This window comes from Knoellia sp. B-D-2, from assembly GCF_057714695.1.
In genome coordinates, this window is record NZ_CM173189.1 from 2,635,568 (window position 1) to 2,653,264 (window position 17,697).

Below are 17,697 nucleotides of genomic sequence, written 5' to 3' on the forward strand. Positions count from 1 at the left end.
AAGCCCCCTCCTGCCCGGTCGCGTCGCTAGTTTGGAGAGCGTCCGAACCACGCGACATCGTTGGGAGACGTGAGCACCATGAGCGACCAGAAGCAGCCGATCAGCGGCGACGAGGCCATCACCAAGGCCAAGGAGTACGCCAAGGACAACCCCGACTCGGCCCGCAGCGCCATCGACAAGGTCGAGGACTTCCTCGACGCGAAGACCGGCGGCAAGTTCTCGGGCGCCATCGACAAGGGCGGCGACATGCTCGAGGAGAAGCTGGGCCTGCCGAGCAACGAGGGCGGGACGGTCCCGGCCGACCCGAGTGCCCCGCCGGCCGACCCGGGCTCCACACCCACGACCCCTCCCACGCCGATGCCGCCGTCCGAGGTCCCCGTGCCCAGCCCCGCCCCGGGCACCGGCGACGACCCGCAGCCGCGGCAGGACCCCGCCGAGCCGGGTTCGATCATCCCCGGGGAGGGCGAGCCGCAGCTGCCCGAGACGGGGTTCCCCGCGCCGGACGCCGACCCCCAGTCGACCGGGTCCACCAGCCCGGGCGAGGGTGGCGGGCTCCCGCAGGGTGGCTCCACCCAGCAGGGTGACCCGGGCGCGACGAGCCAGCCCGGCGGCACCCAGCCCGCCGACGGCGGCAACCGGATCGACCTCGGCCAGGACGACCCGACCACCCGCTGAGGCGAGGCCACGCGACCTCGACGAACGCCCCGTATCCAGGCCATGGCCGACGGGGCGTTCGGGTGACCTCACCGCGACCAAAGATGGTCAGGTCGGGTGGCTGAATGCAGATTGTCGGTGACCGGGGCGCGCTCCTAGCGTGAGGCGCATCACCGCAGAGCCGAACTCGGCGTCGCCCACACCCACGGAGTGCAGTGCCCGTCGCCGCCAGCCCGAAGGAGACGCCCATGAACCACCGAGCCGCCCCGTCCCGCGCACTCGCCGCCGCGGCTGCGATCGTCGCTCTCGCCGTACCGGCAGCCCTGACATCGGTCGGGCCCGCCTCCGCTGCACCCGGTGGGAACGTCGTGTTCCGCGACCATGTCATCGACCGGCAAAGCCACATCGAGCAGGAGCAGCACGGAGCAGAGTTCTGCCCGGACGTGCCGTTCCCCGTGAGGTTCGACGGCCAGCTCAACCTGACCGAGGCCGCGAGGACGAGGAAGGGCGGCCTCGACTACTACTCGTTCCACTTCTCGGCCAAGAACACGTGGACCAACGTCGTGACCGGTGCCAGCTTCCACGAGCAGACGGCCTTCTCGTCACGCGACCAGAAGCTCGTGTGGGACGACGACGGCAACCTCGTCATCACCATCATGGACCGCCTCGGCTGGAAGCTCTTCGACGGCAACGGCAAGCTCGTCGGCGTAGACGCCGGACTCGTGAAGATCCAGGTCGTGGTCGACATCGGCGACCCTGCCGATCCCGAGGACGACGTGGACGTGAGTGACAAGGTCCTGGCCGACCACGGCACTCGCCAGCTCGGCGAGCGCGACTTCTGCACGGACGTCATGACCTTCCTGGGCTGACGCCGCGCCAACCCCTGTTCGCGAGGAGCCGACACCCCGCCCCCCAGTCCTCGGGGCGGGGTGTCGTCCACTTCGCGAACAGGCGGTGGTCGGCGTGGTCAGGCGTCCTTGATCTCGCAGAGGACTTGGCCGTTGGTCACCGTGGCACCCACCGTGGCGGCGAGCCCGCTGATCGTGCCGGCCTTGTGCGCGGTGATCGGCTGCTCCATCTTCATCGCCTCGAGGACGACGACGAGGTCGCCCTCGGCGACCTCTGCCCCGTCCTCGACGCCGACCTTGACGATCGTGCCCTGCATGGGCGCGGTGAGGGAGTCGCCCGACGCCGCGGCGCCGGCCTTCTTGCCCCTGGAGCGCTTGGGCGCCTTCTTCTTCGCCGCGCCACCGCCGCCGCCGCCGAGTGAGAGGCCGGCGGGGAGGACGACCTCGAGGCGGCGACCGCCGACCTCGACGGTGACGCGCTGGCGCTCGCCCGGCTCCTCGCCGTCGGCGGCGGCGCCGTCGGCGGCGAAGGGCGGGATCTGGTTGTCGAACTCGGTCTCGATCCAGCGGGTGTGCACGGTGAACGGCGCGTCACCCTCGGGCGCGAAGGCCGGGTTGTCGACGACGGCGCGGTGGAACGGCAGGACCGTGGGCATGCCGTCGACCTCGAGCTCGGCCAGCGCCCGGCGCGAGCGCTCGAGGGCCTGCTTGCGGGTGCGGCCGGTGACGATGAGCTTGGCGATCATCGAGTCGAACGCCCCGGCGACGGTGTCCCCCTGGACGATGCCGGCGTCCCAGCGGACCCCCGGCCCGTGCGGGACGACCATGCGGGTGACGGTGCCGGGCGCGGGCATGAAGTTGCGGCCGGCGTCCTCGCCGTTGATCCGGAACTCGAACGAGTGGGCGACCGGCGTCGGGTCGTCGAAGCCGAGCTCCTCGCCGTCGGCGATGCGGAACTGCTCGCGCACGAGGTCGATGCCGGTGACCTCCTCGGTCACCGGGTGCTCCACCTGGAGGCGCGTGTTGACCTCGAGGAAGCTGATCGTGCCGTCCTGCGCGACGAGGTACTCGCAGGTCCCGGCGCCGACGTAGCCCGCCTCGCGGAGGATGGCCTTGGAGGCGCGGACGAGCTCGGCGTTCTGCTCGTCGGTGAGGAACGGCGCCGGGGCCTCCTCGACGAGCTTCTGGTTGCGCCGCTGCAGCGAGCAGTCACGGGTGGAGACGACGACGACGTTGCCGTGCTGGTCGGCGAGGCACTGCGTCTCGACGTGGCGCGGCCGGTCGAGGAACTTCTCGACGAGGCACTCGCCGCGGCCGAACGCCGTGACGGCCTCGCGGACGGCGGACTCGTAGAGCTCGGGGATCTCCTCGAGGGTGTGGGCGACCTTGAGGCCGCGACCGCCACCGCCGTAGACCGCCTTGATCGCGATGGGGAGCCCGAACTCCTTCGCCAGCGCGACGACCTCGTCGGCGTCCTTGACCGGGTCCTTGGTGCCGGGGGCCAGTGGCGCGTCCGCCTTGACGGCGATGTGCTTGGCCTTGGCCTTGTCGCCGAGGGCGTCGATCGCCTCCGGGGAGGGGCCGATCCAGGTGAGGCCGGCGTCGATGACCTTCTGGGCGAAGTCGGCGTTCTCGGCGAGGAAGCCGTAGCCGGGGTGGACCGCGTCGGCGCCGGCCTCCTTGGCGACCTCGATCAGCTTGTCCTGGAGCAGGTAGGAGTCGCCGGGGGTCGTGCCACCGAGCGCATAGGCCTCGTCGGCCACCGTGACGTGCAGGGCGTCACGGTCGGGCTCGGCGTAGACGGCGACGGAGCCGATGCCCGAGTCCTTGCAGGCGCGGGCGATCCGGACGGCGATCTCTCCACGGTTGGCGATGAGGACTTTGCTGATGGCCATGACCGGGACTGTAGTGGGTGTGCGGCCTCAGACGTCGAGGGACCGGGCGAGGGCGAGCAGGCCGCGTTCGAGGCCGGCGCGCTCTGTGGGCGAGAGCACCTCGAGCAGCCGGGCCTCGTTGGCCATGTGGGCGGTGAACGCCCGGTCGATGAGTGCGCGTCCCGGTGGTGTGAGGGCCACGAGGCGCGAGCGGCCGTCGGTCCCGCTGGGCCGCCGCTCGACGAGCCCGAGGCTGACGAGCCGGTCGACCCGCTTGGTCACCGCCCCGCTCGTGACGACGGTCTGCTCGGACAGGTCCGACGGCGTCAGGGCGAAGTCGCCGCCCTGGCGTCGCAGGGTCGCGAGGACGTCGAACTCGCCCTCGCCGAGCCCGAACTCGGCGTAGACGCGCACCAGCTCGGTGGTCAGCGCGGCGGCCACGCGGTGCAGTCGGCCGATGACGAGGAACGGTGTGGGGTCGAGGTCGGGTCGCTCCGTGCGCCACTGCTCGACGATCTGGGCCGCGCGGTCGGGAGGGCTCTGGTCGGGCATGGGGCGGAATATACCTTCCTCGGAAGGTATTGTCTCTTCCGTGGAAACTATCTCTGGGAAGAAGCTCGGTGGGCTCGCGCTCGTCGCCGTCACGGCGATCGCCCCGGTCGTCTGGGGCTCGACGTATGCCGTGACGCACCTCTTCCTCCCGCCGGACCGTCCGCTCTTCGCCGGCGTCATGCGGATCCTGCCCGTCGGGCTGCTCATGCTCGCGTGGCACCGGCGCCTGCCACGCGGCTCCTGGTGGTGGCGCTCGGTGGTCCTCGGCACCCTGACGATGGGGCTGTTCGTCGCGCTCCTCTTCGTCGCGGCGATCCGGCTCCCGAGCGGGCTCGGGTCCACACTGACCGCGGTCGCACCGATGATCACCATGGGTCTGGCCTGGGCCATCCTCCGCGAGCGCTCCACGCCCGCGACCGTGCTGGCCTCGCTCGTCGGCGCCCTCGGCGTCCTGCTCCTCGTCCTCCAGGGTGACGGCGGCGGGCACGTGGACCTCATCGGGCTCCTCGCCTCCATCGGCGCCGTCACCTCGGCGAGCACGGGCTTCGTGCTCACCAAGCGGTGGGCCGTCGACGAGCCGGTGCTCATCGTCACGACGTGGCAGCTCGTCGCCGGCGGGCTCGTCCTCCTGCCGTTCGCCCTGCTCCTCGAGGGCCCGCCCCCGAGCCTGCCGCTCTCGGGCTGGCTCGCCCTGGCCTACCTCGGACTCATCGGGTCCGGCGTCGCCTACGTCGCCTGGTTCACCGGTCTGGAGTCGATGAGCGCCGGGGCCGTGGCCGTCATCGGCCTGCTCAACCCCGTCGCCGGGACCTTGCTCGGCGTCGTGCTGCTCGGCGAGCCCTTCGGGCCCGTGCACCTGCTCGGGATGGCCCTCGTCCTCGGCAGCGTCGTGCTCGCCCAGCCCCAGGTCCGCGGCGGCGTCGCGAAGGTGCGCCGTGCGCGGCAGGTGCGCACCCGGCATACGGTGGACGCATGCCCATCAACGACATCCCCCTGACGTCCGGCACCGCCAAGATCCAGATCCCGCAGGTCGGCTTCGGCGTCTGGCAGGTCCCCGACGACGAGGTCGACGCCGCCGTGCTGGCCGCCCTCGAGACCGGGTACCGCCACATCGACACGGCCAAGCTCTACAACAACGAGTCCGGTGTCGGGCGTGCGCTCGCGGCCACGGACGTGCCTCGCGACGACATCTTCGTGACGACCAAGGTGTGGCCTTCGGAGTTCGGTGCCCAGGAGACGGTCGAGTCGTTCAACGCGTCAATGGACCGCCTCGGCCTCGAGACCCTCGACCTCTTCCTCCTGCACTGGCCCTTCCCGGAGCAGGACCGCTACGTCGACGCGTGGAAGGCGCTGCAGGCCCTGCGCGACTCCGGCCGGGTGCGGGCGATCGGTGTCTGCAACTTCCACGTCGAGCACCTCCAGCGGCTCTTCGACGAGACCGGCGAGTGGCCCGCGATCAACCAGGTCGAGCTGCACCCCTACCTGCAGCAGCGCGAGGTGGCCGAGTTCAACGACGCCCACGGGATCGTCACCGAGTCGTGGAGCCCGCTCGCGTCCGGCAAGGAGGTCCTCGACGACCCGGTCATCGGTGCGATCGCCGAGCGGCTCGGCGCGACGCCCGCGCAGGTCGTCATCGCGTGGCACGTCGCCCACGGCTTCGTCGTCCTGCCGAAGTCGGTGACCCCGTCGCGGATCGCCGAGAACTTCGCCGCTGCCGACGTCACGCTCACCGAGGCCGACATGGCCGAGATCGCCGCCCTCGACCGGGGGATGCGCACCGGCCCGAACCCCGACGAGTTCAACGGCTGAGGTCCTCTTTCCGGGGACGGCGGGAAACGGTCCCGGGGTCAGACGGGGAGCAGGCGGGACACGAAGTCGCGGAGCTGGGCGAGGTTGCGGCACTCGTGCATGTCGACGATCTCGCTGTACAGCAGCGCCACGGAGTCGCCGCTGCCCCACATGCGGGCCGGCTCGGGGTTGAGCCAGGAGACGTGGCGGGCCCGTCCGGCGATCTCGCGGAGCATGTCCGGCCGCGGGTCGGTGTGGTTGGACCGCGCGTCGCCCAGGACGAGGACGGCGGTGCGGTGGCCGATGGCGTCGAGGTGGTTCTCGACGACGTCGGCGAGGACGGCGCCGTAGTCGCTGTTGCGGTGCCAGCGGGTCATCCGCGAGAGGTCGTCGAACGCCCCGCTGAGGTCGCTGCCGGGCGGGGCGCTGAGGACCCGGTCGGTGAGGTCGTCCACCCGGTTGACGAAGCCGAGGATGCGCACCCGCCGGAACTGGCCGGCGAGCGCCTGCACGAGCAGGATCGTGAACCGCGAGAACCCCGAGACCGACGTCGACAGGTCGCAGAGGATGACGAGGTCCGGGCGGTGCGGCTTGGCGTGCTGCAGTGCCGGCCTGATCGGTATGCCGCCCGTCGACAGTGAGCGACGCAGGGTGCGCCTGACGTCGATCGAGCCACGCGACGCCCGTCGACGGCGGGCGGCGAGCCGCGTCGCGAGCTTGCGCGACAGGGGGGCGACGGCGGCGCGGAGCTCGTCCAGCTCGTCCGGTCCGGCGAGCAGGAAGGGCGTCTGGTCAGCGGGGGCCCGGACGGCATACCGGCTGATCCGTTCGGCGCCTCGGGCCTCGGCGTTGCGCCGGCGGGTCTCGACCTCGACGCGGCGCCGGAAGGCCGCCACCCCGGAGCGGAGCTCGTCCCGGGTGAAGCGCGAAGCGAACCCGGCGCCACCGGCCGGCCCGGACACGCCCGTTCCCGCTCCGCCGGATCCGCCGCTGCCGTCACCGCTGCCGCCGGGGGAGTCCTCGCCGGCGTCCTGCAGCCGGGCCAGGGCCGAGGCGATGGCCGTCTGCGGGGCGAGCGTGTCGAGGGCCTGCTGCACCGAGAAGGAGCCCGTCGTCGCGGCGTTCGCGAGGGCGCCCAGCTCGGCGACCACGCGGGCGGCGAGCTCGTCGAGGGCCCGCTCGTCACCGGCGGCCAGGGCCCGGGCCAGCTCCTCCCGCAGCTCCTCCGCCCTGGCCCGGCGTTCGGGCAGGGTCGCGGGGGAGGACTGCGCCGAGCCGTGCGTGCGGTCCCCGACCGCGGCGGGGAACCAGACGTCGAAGAGGTCGTCGAAGACCTGCCGCTGGCCGGCCCGTCGCAGGAGCGCGGACGCGAGGCCCTCGCGCAGCCGGTCCCGGTCGTCGAGGCCGAGGGCGTGGGTCACGGCGCCGGCGTCGACGACCTCGCTCGTGCCGACGACGACCCCATGGCCGCGCAGGGCGCGCGCGAAGCCGACGAGGCGGGAGTCGAGGGCGACGGACATGGGCGGGCTCGTCAGCGGGTCGCCGGGGCAGGGAGGTCGAGCGCCACGGCCGCGCGCTCGATGTCGTCCTGGTGCTTGAGGAGGACACCGAGGTTGTCGCGGACGAGGTCGGCGCTGAGGTCCGCGTCACGGGTGGCGCCCAGGGCGATGAGGGTGCGCGCCCAGTCGACGGTCTCGGCGACGGACGGGGCCTTGCGCAGGCGCAGCTCACGCAGGCGCTGCACGAGGCGGACGACGGAGGCGACGAGGGCGTCGTCGAGGCCCGGGGCGCGCAGGGTGACGATCTGCCGCTCGAGCTCGGCGCTCGGGTAGTCGATGTGCAGGAAGAGGCAGCGCCTCCGCAGGGCCTCGGACAGCTCACGGGTGGCGTTGGAGGTGAGGACGACGAACGGGCGGTGCCGGGCGGTGATGGTGCCGAGCTCGGGCACGGTCACCTGGAAGTCGCCGAGGATCTCGAGGAGCAGCCCCTCGATCTCGACGTCGGCCTTGTCGAGCTCGTCGATGAGCAGCACGACCGGCTCCTCGCTGCGGATCGCGGCGAGCAGGGGCCGGGGGAGGAGGAACTCGTCGCTGAAGATGTTGTCCCGCAACGCGTCCCAGCCGTCAGCGGCGTCACGCTCGGCGGTGATCCGCAGCAGCTGCTTGGCGTGGTTCCACTCGTAGAGCGCCCGGGCCTCGTCGACGCCCTCGTAGCACTGGAGCCGGATGAGCTCGGCTCCCGTCGCCGTGGCGACCGCCTTCGCGAGCTCGGTCTTGCCGACCCCCGCGGGGCCCTCGACGAGGAGCGGCTTGCCGAGCCGGTCGGCGAGGAACGTCGTCGTCGCGATCGCGTCGGAGGCGAGGTAGCCGGCGTCGGCCAGCCGCTCCCGCACCTCGTCGATCGAGGAGAAGCGGAAGGCGTCGGGCGTCGGAGGGGCGGAGATGCTCACGCGCGACATCCTCGCAGCCGGGACGGCACGGCATACGCTGCGGTGCATGTCTCCCCGGGTGATCCACACGGCCCAGGCGCTCGTCGACGTCGTCGTCGAGGTGCCGGCGCTGCCGCGCCGCGGCGGCAACGTCATGGCCCCGCCGCCGAAGGAGTATGCCGCGGGAGCGGCAAACATCCTGCTCGCCGCCGCGCGCCAGGGCTCCCAGTGCGTGCACGCGGGGGCGACGGGGACAGGTCCCCACGGCGACCTCGTCCGGGCCGCTCTCGCCGCGGAGGGCGTGCAGGTGTCGAGTCCGGTCGTCCCAGACCTCGACACCGGGATCTGTGTCGTCATGCTCGAGCCGACCGCCGAGCGCACCTTCGTCACGACCCAGGCCGCCGAGCGGGTCATCACGGTCGCGTCGCTCCAGACGTCGGAGCCGGAGCCGGGTGACCTCGTCTGCGTCAGCGGCTACACCCTCACCGGGCAGACCCGGGACCCGTTGCTCGAGTGGCTCGCCGGCCTGCCGTCCGGGGTGGAGGTCGTGCTCGACCCGGGGGCGATCTTTGCCGAGCTCGACGACGACGTGCGCCTGCGGATGCTGGCGATGACGAGCGTGTGGACGGGCAATGCCGAGGAGAGTGAGGCCCTCACCGGCGAGTCCGACATCGTCACCGCCGTGGCGAGGGCGGTCGAGCACCTCCCTGCGGGAGCGGTGGCCGTGGTGCGCGACGGACCCGAGGGGTGCGCCGTCCACGCCGACGGGGAGACGACCGACCTGGAGGGCTACCCGCAGACGGCGGTCGACACCAACGGGGCCGGCGACACGCACACGGGGGTGCTCGTGGCATGCCGGGCGGCGGGGATGTCCTGGGTCGAGGCCGCGCGCCGCGCCAACGCCGGCGGCGCCATCAAGGTGACCCGGCGCGGGCCGGCGACCGCCCCGACCGCGCGCGAGATCGACGCGTTCCTCGCGACGCGGACCTGACCGGTCGGTGCGCGGGTCAGCGGCCTCGGTGCAGCCGCCACCAGCGGTCCACCCGCTGCGGCGAGGTCGCGGACCCGGGCGTGCCGGGAGTGCCGGGAGTGCCGGGAGTGCCGGGACTCCCCGGCGTCCGCGAGGTCGGCGAGGTCCGCGAGGTCCCGAGCGCACCGGGTGGGAGCGGCTCGGGCCAGTAGTCGAGCAGGTCGCCGGGGCCGAGCCCGAGGGCGTGCTCGAGGTCGCCGGGGGCGGTCCGCTGGAAGTGCTCGGACACGTTGCGGGTCACCTCGCCCCAGTACCCGCGCAGGGTCGACTCGGACAGGTGGAGCCGTCCGCTCATCTCGGCGTAGGTGAGCCCGCGCGCCCGTCCGGCGAGGACGTGGCGCTGCCGGTCAGAGAGGATCGTCAGGCTGTTGCGGCGCACGAGCACCTCGACGAGGCCGATCACCGCCGGCGGGATGACGACCTGCCCGGCGGCGACCTCGCGCAGCGCCTCCTCGAGCCGCGGGGTGGAGGCGGCCTTGGACACGAGCCCGTGGGCCCCGGCTGCGAGGCACGCGGCGAGCACGAAGCGGCGCTCCTCCTGGCTGAAGACGCAGACGCGGTAGCCGGCGTCGGTCACCGCCCGGATCGCCGCGACCCCCTGCCTGACGTTCGGCTGTCCAGCGTTGCTGAGGTGGAGGTCGAGGACCACGACGTCGGCCTCGGGGCGGGCGCGCAGCATCGTCTCGACGTTGGCGAAGCTCCCGGTGAAGCCCAGGCCGGGCAGGAGCGCCGGCAGGGACTCGCGGATCACGGTGGCGTCGTCGACGACGACCACCCGGACCGCGGGACGGGCGGTTGCGGCGACCGGCTCGCCCGGCGTGGTGGCGTCGTGGGGGGTCACGAGGCGGTCCTTCCGTTGATGGTGACCGTCGTCCCGAGCCCGGGTGTCGACGAGACCTCGACGTCCATGCCGAGGGGGCGCAGCTGGCCCACGACCACCTCGCGCAGGCCGACGCCGAAGGTCTCGGGGTCGGCGTCGAAGCCGACTCCGTCGTCGTGGACGGTGAGCACCCACGGCTCGCCCGCGTCGGACGCGTCGGACGCGTCGGACGCGTCGGCAGCGTCGGCAGCGGGCTCGTCGCCGGAGACGCCGGAGTCGCCGGAGTCGCCGGAGTCGGCGTGGAGGACGACGGTCTCGGCCCGTGAGTGGTTGCGGACGTTGAGGAGGACGCTGGCCAGCGCGTGGTCGAGCGCCTCGGCGGCGGCGTCGTCGATGACGACGGCGTCGGCGAGGTCGAGGGTCGCGTGCAGGGGCAGGTCGCTGAAGCGGTCGCACACGCGGCGGACGGCGTGCGGAAGCGTCACCGATCCGCCGTGGCCGCCGGCTGCGGTGAGGAGCGGGCCGGTGTGGTCACGGCCCTGGAGGTAGGAGCGCATGCGCCGGCCCTCGCGCTGGGCCTCCTCCTGCAGCAGGAGCCTGGCCCGGTCGTCGAGGGCGGGGTCGCCGAGCATCCGGATCACCGCGGCCCCGTTGTGGATGGCGAGCTGGGCGCGCTGCTCCTCCTCGCGGCGGCCGAGCTCGAGGGCCTGGGCGCGGGCCCGGTCCCCGTCCTCGGCGATGCGCCGGACGAACAGCGCCACCCAGCGGCCGACGCCGGCCAGGACGACGAGGCTGAGGACGTTGCCGACGATCGTCGCCGCGGTGTCCCGGGACAGGACCGGCAGGAGGAAGGCCAGGTGGGCAGCGCTGATGGCGAGGAGGGCGAGGAGCCACACGCGGCTGCTCCGCACGGCCGCACCGCAGCACACGACCGAGACCGCGTAGCCCGGCTGGAAGCTCGACCAGGTGCCGAGCCTGATGTCCTCAGGGACCACGACGAGCCCCAGCAGGAGGATGAGCACGCAGAGGGCGGCGTCCACGAGGTACTCCCGCGGCGTGAGCGTGCGGCCCTTGCGCCACACGACGACGCTGACGACGGTCGCCGTGCCCGCGGCGAGCAGCCACACGAGCAGGTAGCCCCACCGCGTCGACGACTGGGACATGCCCTGCGGCAGCGACGGCGCCATCTGGACGACGGTCCCGACGCGCGCACCCACGATGAGCAGGGCGAACGCGCGCTCCGCCCCGGCGGCGGTCGTCGGGACCTTGACGACTCCAGCGACGGTCCCCGTCTCGGTCTCGTTCGCCACGCGGGCCATCCTGCCCCAGCGGCCGCGCCGGGGCCCGGCGTGCCCGGAGTGCGAGCGGGGACACCTCGACTCGGGACACGGTGACGGGCCTTCCGGGCAGGCGTGGTCCGGCAGGGACGACGGGGGAGTGGTCCACGCAGTCTTTCCCTGCCGTGCGCGCGCGGGACACCCACGAATCCGCGAGCTTCTCGCCCCAGGAACGCCGGGCGAGCGGGTCGCCCGGCCCCGCGTCAGCTGGGGTGGCCCTCCGCCTCGGCCATCTCCTCGGCCTCCGCGGCAGCCTGCGCGTCCAGGACGGCACGGTGGCGCCGGCGGTCCAGGAGGAACTTGCCGAGCCCGGCTGCGACGACGGCACCCACCGTGCCCGACATGATCCACGCGAACGCTGATGGTTCGTCCGAGCGGTCCATCGCAGCCTTCTCTCGTTCGGGCCCCGGGCTCACGACGAGTGCCGGGTGAGGTCCTCGCGGCAACGATCCTCGAAACGGTCCAGCTCGGTCAAGGCGTCCTCGAGGTCCCGGCGCCGCTGCTCGAGGTCCGCGCGACGCTCGTCGATCTGCGCGAGGACGTATTCGAGCTGGCTCCGGCGCCCTCGGGGCGCGTCGTAGAGGTCGATGATCGTGCGGATCTGCTCGAGCGGGAAGCCGAGGCGCTTGCCGCGCAGGATGAGTCCGAGACGGGTCCGGTCGCGGCGGTGGTAGATCCGCGTCGTCCCCCGGCGCTCGGGCGTGATGAGCCCGAGCTCCTCGTAGTGGCGGACGGTCCGGTGGGTCACGTCGAACTCCTCGGCGATCTCGCGGATCGTCCAGGTCTGCTCGGGGGTCGTGGGGGCCGTCAGGGCCGCGCTCCGGGTTGCCACGGTCGGCAGTATTGCCTTACGTTGACGTCAACGTCAAGCAGTGCCCGCCCCCCGAGAGGACGACGATGTTCGAGCTCAGCCAGGACCACGAGGACTTCCGCAAGGTCGTGCGCGACTTCGCCGAGCGTGAGGTCGAGCCGCACGTGGCCCAGTGGGACCGGGACTCGCACTTCCCGACCGACCTCGTCCCGAAGATGGGTGACCTGGGCCTGTTCGGCCTCGTCGTCCCCGAGGAGTTCGGGGGCAGCCTCGACCCCGAGGAGGGCGGTGCCTTCACCACCCTGTGCGTCGCGATCGAGGAGCTCGGCCGGGTCGATCAGTCGATCGGCATCACCCTCTCCGCAGGGGTCGGCCTCGGCATCAACCCGATCCTCACCTTCGGCACGGAGGAGCAGAAGCAGCAGTGGCTGCCCGACCTCGTCGCCGGGCGCACCCTCGCGGGCTTCGGCCTCACCGAGCCCGACGCCGGCTCGGACGCCGGCGCGACGCGCACCAAGGCGGTCCGTGACGGCGACGAGTGGGTGGTCGACGGCGCCAAGGCGTTCATCACCAACTCCGGCACCGACATCACCTCCGTCGTCACCGTGACGGCCCGCACCGGCACCGACGACAAGGGACGTCCGGAGATCAGCGCCATCATGATCCCCTCTGGCACAACGGGATTCACCGTCGAGGAGCCCTACCACAAGCTCGGCTGGCACATCTCCGACACCCACGGGCTCAGCTTCGCCGGCTGCCGCGTCCCGTCGAGCAACCTCCTCGGCGACCAGGGGAGCGGCTTCAAGCAGTTCCTCAAGACCCTCGACGACGGCCGCATCGCCATCTCCGCCCTCGCGCTGGGACTCATCGAGCGCATGCTGGCCGAGAGCACGGCATACGCGTCGTCGCGCACCGCGTTCGGGAGGCCGATCGGGGTCAACCAGGGCATCTCCTTCCAGCTCGCCGACCTCGCCGTCATGGCGGAGACGAGCCGCGTCCTCACCTACAAGGCCGCGTGGCTCAAGGACGAGCACGACGTCGGTCGCCGGTCCGTCGCCGACGTCAAGAAGGCCGCCGCCATCGCCAAGCTCTACACGAGCGAGGCCGCCGTCTCCGCGACCCGCATCGCCACGCAGGTCTTCGGCGGCAACGGCTTCATGGAGGAGTACCCCGTGGCCCGGTTCTACCGCGACGCGAAGATCCTCGAGATCGGTGAGGGCACGAGCGAGGTCCAGCGCATGGTCATCGCCCGCCACCTCGGTCTCCCGGCCTGAGCTCGTGGCTGACACAGTGAGGGGTATGCCGGTCAGCGAGTCCCCAGACAGCGCAGGTCCCGCCGTGGTCGGCGACCCCCGGGTGGCCGACGTGCGGGCCCGCCTCGAGGCCGCCTTCGTCGCCTCGGCCGCACCCCCCGAGAAGGCGGCGGCCAAGCTCGCGTCCCAGAACAAGCTCTACGTCCGCGACCGCATCGCGCTGCTCGTCGACGAGGGCAGCTTCGTCGAGGACGGCCGCTACGCCAACGCCCTGGCCAAGGGCCTGCCCGCGGACGGCGTCGTCACCGGTCGAGGCACCGTGGACGACCGCCCGGTCGTCGTCATTGCCAACGACCCGACCGTCAAGGCGGGGTCGTGGGGGGCCCGCACCGTCGAGAAGATCGTCCGGGCGACCGAGACGGCGCTGCGCGAGGAGCTGCCGGTCTTCTGGTTCGTCGACAGCGCCGGCGCGCGCATCACCGACCAGGTCGAGATGTTCCCCGGCCGTCGCGGTGCCGGCCGCATCTTCCACAACCAGGTGGCACTGTCGGGCAAGGTGCCCCAGATCTGCTGCCTCTTCGGGCCGTCAGCCGCCGGTGGCGCCTACATCCCGAGCTTCACCGACCTGCTCATCATGGTCGAGGGCAACGCGTCCATGTACCTCGGCAGCCCGCGGATGGCAGAGATGGTCGTCGGCGAGACGGTCTCGCTCGAGGAGATGGGTGGTGCGCGCATGCACTGCACCGTCTCCGGGGTCGGTGACATCCTCGCCCACGACGACGCCGAGGCCATCGAGCTCGCGAAGCTCTACTTCTCGTACGTCCCGCAGAACTGGCGGACCCCCGGCCCCTCGTACGCGATGGAGCAGCCGCACGCGCCCCTGACCCGGGCGAGCGTGCCCGAGCGCGAGAGCCAGCCCTTCGACGTCCACGAGATCATCGACGGGCTCATCGACGACGACAGCTTCTTCGAGATCAAGGCGCTCTTCGCCCCGGAGCTCGTCATCGGCTTCGGCCGGATGGACGGCGAGACGGTCGGCATCGTCGCCAACAACTCGATGGTCAAGGGCGGGGTGCTGTTCACCGACAGTGCCGACAAGGCGACCCGGTTCATCTGGCTCTGCGACGCGTACTCGATCCCGCTCATCTACCTCGCCGACGTGCCCGGCTTCATGATCGGCTCCGAGGTCGAGCGCGGCGGCATCATCCGCCACGGCGCCAAGATGGTCTCGGCCGTGTCGTCCGCCACCGTCCCGCAGTTCTGCGTCGTCGTCCGAAAGGCCTACGGCGCGGGCCTCTACGCGATGGGCGGGCCGGGCTTCGGGCCGGACGCGACGATCGCGCTGCCCACGGCTCGCATCGCCGTCATGGGCCCGGAGGCAGCGGTCAACGCCGTCTACGCCAACAAGATCGCCGAGATCGAGGCCGCCGAGGGTGCCGAGGCGCGGGACGCTTTCGTCGCCGCTCGACGCAGCGAGTACGAGGAGGACGTCGACCTCGAGCGGCTCGCCGCCGACCTCGTCATCGACCACATCGTCGAGCCCGAGGACCTGCGTTCGGAGCTGCTGCGGCGGCTGCGCTACGCCGCCCACCGGGACCGGGCCTTCGCGACGAAGCGTCGCGACATCCCTCCCGTCTGACACCCCGCCTCGTGTGTCTGAGCGCGACCTTGGGCTCGCGCTCAGGCACACGAGGCGGGAGGTTCGGAGTCAGCGGTCGCGGAGGGCGCGCCAGGGCACGCCCAGCTCACCGAGGAGGTCGCGGAGGAGGGGGAGGGAGACACCGACCACGTTGGAGGGGTCGCCCTCGATCGCCGTGACGTAGGGAGCGCCGAGCCCGTCGAGGGTGAAGGCGCCGGCGACGTGCAGCGGCTCCCCGGTCGCGACGTACGCGGCGATCTCGTCGTCGTCGAGGTCGGCGAAGTGCACCGTCGTCGAGGCGGTGGCGCCGACCGTGCCGCTCGTGCCGCCGTCGTCGGGGCCGCGGTCGTCGACGAGCCAGTGCCCCGTGTGCAGGACTCCGGAGCGCCCCCGCATGCGCTGCCAGCGGGCCGTCGCGACGGCGGCGTCCTCCGGCTTCCCGTGGGCCTCGCCGTCGAGCTCGAGGACGGAGTCGCAGCCCAGGACGAGGGCCTCGGGCGCGTCGCCGGCGACCCGCGCCCGCGCCACGTCCTCCGCCTTGGCCCGGGCCAGCAGGAGGGCGACGTCGGCCGGGCCGAGACGGCCGTGGACCTCCTCAGCAACCGCCAGGGCCGCGTCCTCGTCGACCTCGCTCACCTGCACGACCGGCTCGACCCCGGCGGCGCGCAGGGTCGCCAGCCGCGCCGGGGACGCCGACGCCAGCACGAGCACGACCGGACGGCATACGCCGCTCATCCGAGGACCTCGTCCACGAAGCACCATCTCCACGCCTCACCGGGTTCGAGCGAGCGCATCACCGGGTGCCGGGTGTCGCCGAAGTGCCGTGACGCGTGCTGCCCCGGCGAGGAGTCGCAGCAGCCGACGTGGCCGCACCGCGTGCAGATGCGCAGGTGCACCCACGTCATGCCCTCGCGCAGGCACTGCTCGCAGCCCTCGGCGCTCGACGGGACCGCGCAGTCGGGCTCGCCGACGAGGTGCTCGCACGCGCGCGACACCTGGTCCGGCGTGCGCACGACGGCATCACGGATCCGGGCGGCCCGGGCTGTGCGCCACGAGAGCGCCGCCTCCTCGGCATCGAGCTGGTTCATCACGCTGGAGAGGATCTCGTGGTCGACGTCGTCCTCGTCGCGGATGCGCAGCAGCTCGCGGCGCTCGGCCTCGAGCATCACCGTGCGGAGACGGCGCCGGGCCTCGCTCGGGGTCTCGTCCACGCTCGGCCCGAGCGTCCCGAGCCGCTCCCAGATGCGGTTGACCCGGAGCTCGGCGTTGTAGCGCAGCTCCTGCGCGACCGCGGGGTCGAGGTCCGCCTCGGCGTCGAGCGCCCGCAGGCCGGCACCGGTCGTCGCCTGCACGACGGTGGCCTCCTGCAGCGCGTCCTCCCGGGGGTCGGGCCCGCGCACGTCGAGGGCCCGCGCGAGCGTCGGAAGCGTCGTCGACTGGAGGGCCAGCGTGCCCACGGTGACGATGAGCGCGATGAGGACCAGCGTCGGACGGTGGACGGTGGACTGCGGGAGGGTGAGCGCTGCCGCGAGGGTGACGACGCCGCGCATGCCGGCCCAGGAGGTGACGGTGACCCCGGGGACGTCGAGGGGAGTGCGGTCGGAGCGGTCGAGCCGGGTGACCAGCCAGGTGAACGGGAAGAGCCACAGCGGCCTCAGTGCGAGCACCGTGACGAGGACGGCCAGCCCGACGACGACGGCGCGACCCACCGTGATCTCGCTCGCCGCCACGTCGGTGACGAGCCGCGAGAGCTGCAGCCCGATGAGGAGGAAGACGGCGTTCTCCAGCAGGAACGTCACGCTCGCCCAGTTGATCCGCTCACTGAGGCGCGAGGTCGCGGACTGCAGCACCGGCGCCTTGTGGGCGAGCATCAGCCCCGTCGTCACCACGGCGAGGACACCGCTGGCGCCGAGCTGTTCGGCGGGGAGGTAGGACAGGAACGGGGCCGCGAAGGACAGTGCCGTGTCCCACGAGGCCTCGGTGAGCTGCTTGCGGACGAGGCCGATGAGGACGAAGACGACCCACCCGACGCCCACACCACCGACGACCGCGAGGCCGAAGTCCCGGGCGACCGACCCCACCGAGACCGCTCCGTGCGAGGCGAAGCCGTGGTGCGTGGTCGCCAGCCCTGCCGCGGCGATCGCGGTCCGCAGGGTCACCAGCGCGGTCGCGTCGTTGAGGAGGGACTCGCCCTCGAGGATGGTCGTGACCCGCCGGGGCAGCCCGATCCCGCGCGCCACCGCCGTGGCCGCGACGGCGTCGGGTGGGGCGACGATCGCGCCGAGGGCGACCGCCACCGTGAACGGGATCGGCAGGAGCCACCACGCGACGAGCGCGACCCCGAACGTCGTGAAGAGCACGAGCCCCACCGAGAGGCCGAGGATCGCGCGCCGGTTCGCGCGGATGTCCACGAGCGAGGTCCCGAGCGCCGCCGCGTACAGCAGCGGCGGGAGGAGCCCGAGCAGGACGACGTCGGGATCGAGCGAGACGTCGGGCACGAACGGCAGCACCGACGCGACGAGGCCGACGAGCAGCAGCGCGATCGGCGAGGGGAGCCCGAGGGGGGCGCACAGGCGCGCGACGAGGATGACCGTCACGGCGATGGCGGCGAGGGTGAGGGCGAGGGTCACCGGAACATTGTCACCGGCGGGCCGGGGGAGGGC

The 17,697-nt window shown here is 72.6% G+C and carries 17 protein-coding genes; 7 read left to right on the forward strand and 10 right to left on the reverse strand.

What is annotated here, in order from left to right; translation table 11 throughout:
* Positions 1-78: 78 nt before the first annotated feature.
* Both AC3EU2_RS12500 and AC3EU2_RS12505 read left to right on the forward strand, forming a co-directional pair.
* On the forward strand, positions 79-675 hold the full coding sequence (locus AC3EU2_RS12500) for an antitoxin (RefSeq protein ID WP_488176623.1): 597 nt from the start codon (positions 79-81) through the stop codon (positions 673-675).
* 227 nt (positions 676-902) lie between these two features.
* Positions 903-1,523 (forward strand): hypothetical protein, encoded by a 621-nt coding sequence (locus tag AC3EU2_RS12505; protein WP_488176624.1) that lies wholly within the window; start codon positions 903-905, stop codon positions 1,521-1,523.
* 98 nt (positions 1,524-1,621) lie between these two features.
* Here the strand turns inward: AC3EU2_RS12505 and AC3EU2_RS12510 are convergent, their stop codons facing one another.
* Both AC3EU2_RS12510 and AC3EU2_RS12515 read right to left on the reverse strand, forming a co-directional pair.
* On the reverse strand, positions 1,622-3,397 hold the full coding sequence (locus tag AC3EU2_RS12510; protein WP_488176625.1) for an acetyl/propionyl/methylcrotonyl-CoA carboxylase subunit alpha: 1,776 nt from the start codon (positions 3,395-3,397) through the stop codon (positions 1,622-1,624).
* Between the two features lie 27 nt (positions 3,398-3,424).
* A complete protein-coding gene (locus tag AC3EU2_RS12515; RefSeq protein WP_488176626.1) occupies positions 3,425-3,928 on the reverse strand; it encodes a MarR family winged helix-turn-helix transcriptional regulator in 504 nt (167 codons plus the stop codon).
* A 40-nt stretch (positions 3,929-3,968) separates the two neighbouring features.
* Here AC3EU2_RS12515 and AC3EU2_RS12520 point away from each other — a divergent pair, with 40 nt between their 5' ends.
* On the forward strand, positions 3,969-4,925 hold the full coding sequence (locus tag AC3EU2_RS12520) for an EamA family transporter (RefSeq protein ID WP_488176627.1): 957 nt from the start codon (positions 3,969-3,971) through the stop codon (positions 4,923-4,925).
* Positions 4,901-5,737 carry an aldo/keto reductase gene (locus AC3EU2_RS12525; protein ID WP_488176628.1) on the forward strand — a complete coding sequence of 279 codons (837 nt, stop codon included), beginning with the start codon at positions 4,901-4,903 and terminating at the stop codon, positions 5,735-5,737. Before AC3EU2_RS12520 ends, AC3EU2_RS12525 begins: the two co-directional genes overlap by 25 nt.
* A gap of 38 nt (positions 5,738-5,775) precedes the next feature.
* Here the strand turns inward: AC3EU2_RS12525 and AC3EU2_RS12530 are convergent, their stop codons facing one another.
* Together AC3EU2_RS12530 and AC3EU2_RS12535 are read right to left on the reverse strand one after the other, a co-directional pair.
* The gene (locus AC3EU2_RS12530; RefSeq protein WP_488176629.1) at positions 5,776-7,236 is read right to left on the reverse strand and encodes a VWA domain-containing protein; all 1,461 of its coding nucleotides are present in this window, start codon (positions 7,234-7,236) and stop codon (positions 5,776-5,778) included.
* 11 nt (positions 7,237-7,247) lie between these two features.
* Positions 7,248-8,165, reverse strand: coding sequence for an AAA family ATPase (locus AC3EU2_RS12535; protein ID WP_488176630.1), 918 nt, complete (start codon positions 8,163-8,165; stop codon positions 7,248-7,250).
* A gap of 46 nt (positions 8,166-8,211) precedes the next feature.
* Between AC3EU2_RS12535 and AC3EU2_RS12540 the strand changes: the two genes are divergently transcribed.
* The gene (locus tag AC3EU2_RS12540) at positions 8,212-9,135 is read left to right on the forward strand and encodes a PfkB family carbohydrate kinase (protein ID WP_488176631.1); all 924 of its coding nucleotides are present in this window, start codon (positions 8,212-8,214) and stop codon (positions 9,133-9,135) included.
* A 16-nt stretch (positions 9,136-9,151) separates the two neighbouring features.
* Here the strand turns inward: AC3EU2_RS12540 and AC3EU2_RS12545 are convergent, their stop codons facing one another.
* The 4 genes from AC3EU2_RS12545 to AC3EU2_RS12560 all read right to left on the reverse strand — a co-directional run bounded on the left by AC3EU2_RS12545 (position 9,152) and on the right by AC3EU2_RS12560 (position 12,163).
* Positions 9,152-10,015, reverse strand: coding sequence for a response regulator (locus AC3EU2_RS12545; RefSeq protein ID WP_488176632.1), 864 nt, complete (start codon positions 10,013-10,015; stop codon positions 9,152-9,154).
* A complete protein-coding gene (locus tag AC3EU2_RS12550) occupies positions 10,012-11,304 on the reverse strand; it encodes a sensor histidine kinase (RefSeq protein WP_488176634.1) in 1,293 nt (430 codons plus the stop codon). The genes AC3EU2_RS12545 and AC3EU2_RS12550 overlap by 4 nt, the downstream gene beginning before the upstream one ends.
* 230 nt (positions 11,305-11,534) lie before the next feature.
* The gene (locus AC3EU2_RS12555) at positions 11,535-11,714 is read right to left on the reverse strand and encodes a hypothetical protein (RefSeq protein WP_488176635.1); all 180 of its coding nucleotides are present in this window, start codon (positions 11,712-11,714) and stop codon (positions 11,535-11,537) included.
* 29 nt (positions 11,715-11,743) lie between these two features.
* Complete coding sequence (locus AC3EU2_RS12560; protein ID WP_488176636.1) at positions 11,744-12,163, reverse strand: MerR family transcriptional regulator; 420 nt, start codon at positions 12,161-12,163, stop codon at positions 11,744-11,746.
* 65 nt (positions 12,164-12,228) lie between these two features.
* Between AC3EU2_RS12560 and AC3EU2_RS12565 the strand changes: the two genes are divergently transcribed.
* Together AC3EU2_RS12565 and AC3EU2_RS12570 are read left to right on the forward strand one after the other, a co-directional pair.
* Positions 12,229-13,416, forward strand: coding sequence for an acyl-CoA dehydrogenase family protein (locus AC3EU2_RS12565; RefSeq protein ID WP_488176637.1), 1,188 nt, complete (start codon positions 12,229-12,231; stop codon positions 13,414-13,416).
* A 25-nt stretch (positions 13,417-13,441) separates the two neighbouring features.
* Positions 13,442-15,034 (forward strand): acyl-CoA carboxylase subunit beta, encoded by a 1,593-nt coding sequence (locus tag AC3EU2_RS12570; RefSeq protein WP_488179487.1) that lies wholly within the window; start codon positions 13,442-13,444, stop codon positions 15,032-15,034.
* Between the two features lie 69 nt (positions 15,035-15,103).
* On the opposite strand, the gene AC3EU2_RS12575 is transcribed toward AC3EU2_RS12570, so the two are convergent.
* Positions 15,104-15,769 (reverse strand): Maf family protein, encoded by a 666-nt coding sequence (locus AC3EU2_RS12575; protein WP_488176638.1) that lies wholly within the window; start codon positions 15,767-15,769, stop codon positions 15,104-15,106.
* Positions 15,766-17,664 carry a Na+/H+ antiporter gene (locus AC3EU2_RS12580; protein ID WP_488176639.1) on the reverse strand — a complete coding sequence of 633 codons (1,899 nt, stop codon included), beginning with the start codon at positions 17,662-17,664 and terminating at the stop codon, positions 15,766-15,768. The genes AC3EU2_RS12575 and AC3EU2_RS12580 overlap by 4 nt, the downstream gene beginning before the upstream one ends.
* Between the last annotated feature and the right edge of the window lie 33 nt (positions 17,665-17,697).

Coding starts and splice junctions, on each gene's coding strand:
- AC3EU2_RS12540 (WP_488176631.1), top strand. CDS start 8,212: ATGTCTCCCCGGGTGATCCACACGGCCCAGGCGCTCGTCGACGTCGTC.
- AC3EU2_RS12555 (WP_488176635.1), bottom strand. CDS start 11,714: ATGGACCGCTCGGACGAACCATCAGCGTTCGCGTGGATCATGTCGGGC.
- AC3EU2_RS12505 (WP_488176624.1), top strand. CDS start 903: ATGAACCACCGAGCCGCCCCGTCCCGCGCACTCGCCGCCGCGGCTGCG.
- AC3EU2_RS12500 (WP_488176623.1), top strand. CDS start 79: ATGAGCGACCAGAAGCAGCCGATCAGCGGCGACGAGGCCATCACCAAG.
- AC3EU2_RS12515 (WP_488176626.1), bottom strand. CDS start 3,928: ATGCCCGACCAGAGCCCTCCCGACCGCGCGGCCCAGATCGTCGAGCAG.
- AC3EU2_RS12565 (WP_488176637.1), top strand. CDS start 12,229: ATGTTCGAGCTCAGCCAGGACCACGAGGACTTCCGCAAGGTCGTGCGC.
- AC3EU2_RS12570 (WP_488179487.1), top strand. CDS start 13,442: ATGCCGGTCAGCGAGTCCCCAGACAGCGCAGGTCCCGCCGTGGTCGGC.
- AC3EU2_RS12575 (WP_488176638.1), bottom strand. CDS start 15,769: ATGAGCGGCGTATGCCGTCCGGTCGTGCTCGTGCTGGCGTCGGCGTCC.
- AC3EU2_RS12525 (WP_488176628.1), top strand. CDS start 4,901: ATGCCCATCAACGACATCCCCCTGACGTCCGGCACCGCCAAGATCCAG.
- AC3EU2_RS12510 (WP_488176625.1), bottom strand. CDS start 3,397: ATGGCCATCAGCAAAGTCCTCATCGCCAACCGTGGAGAGATCGCCGTC.
- AC3EU2_RS12530 (WP_488176629.1), bottom strand. CDS start 7,236: ATGTCCGTCGCCCTCGACTCCCGCCTCGTCGGCTTCGCGCGCGCCCTG.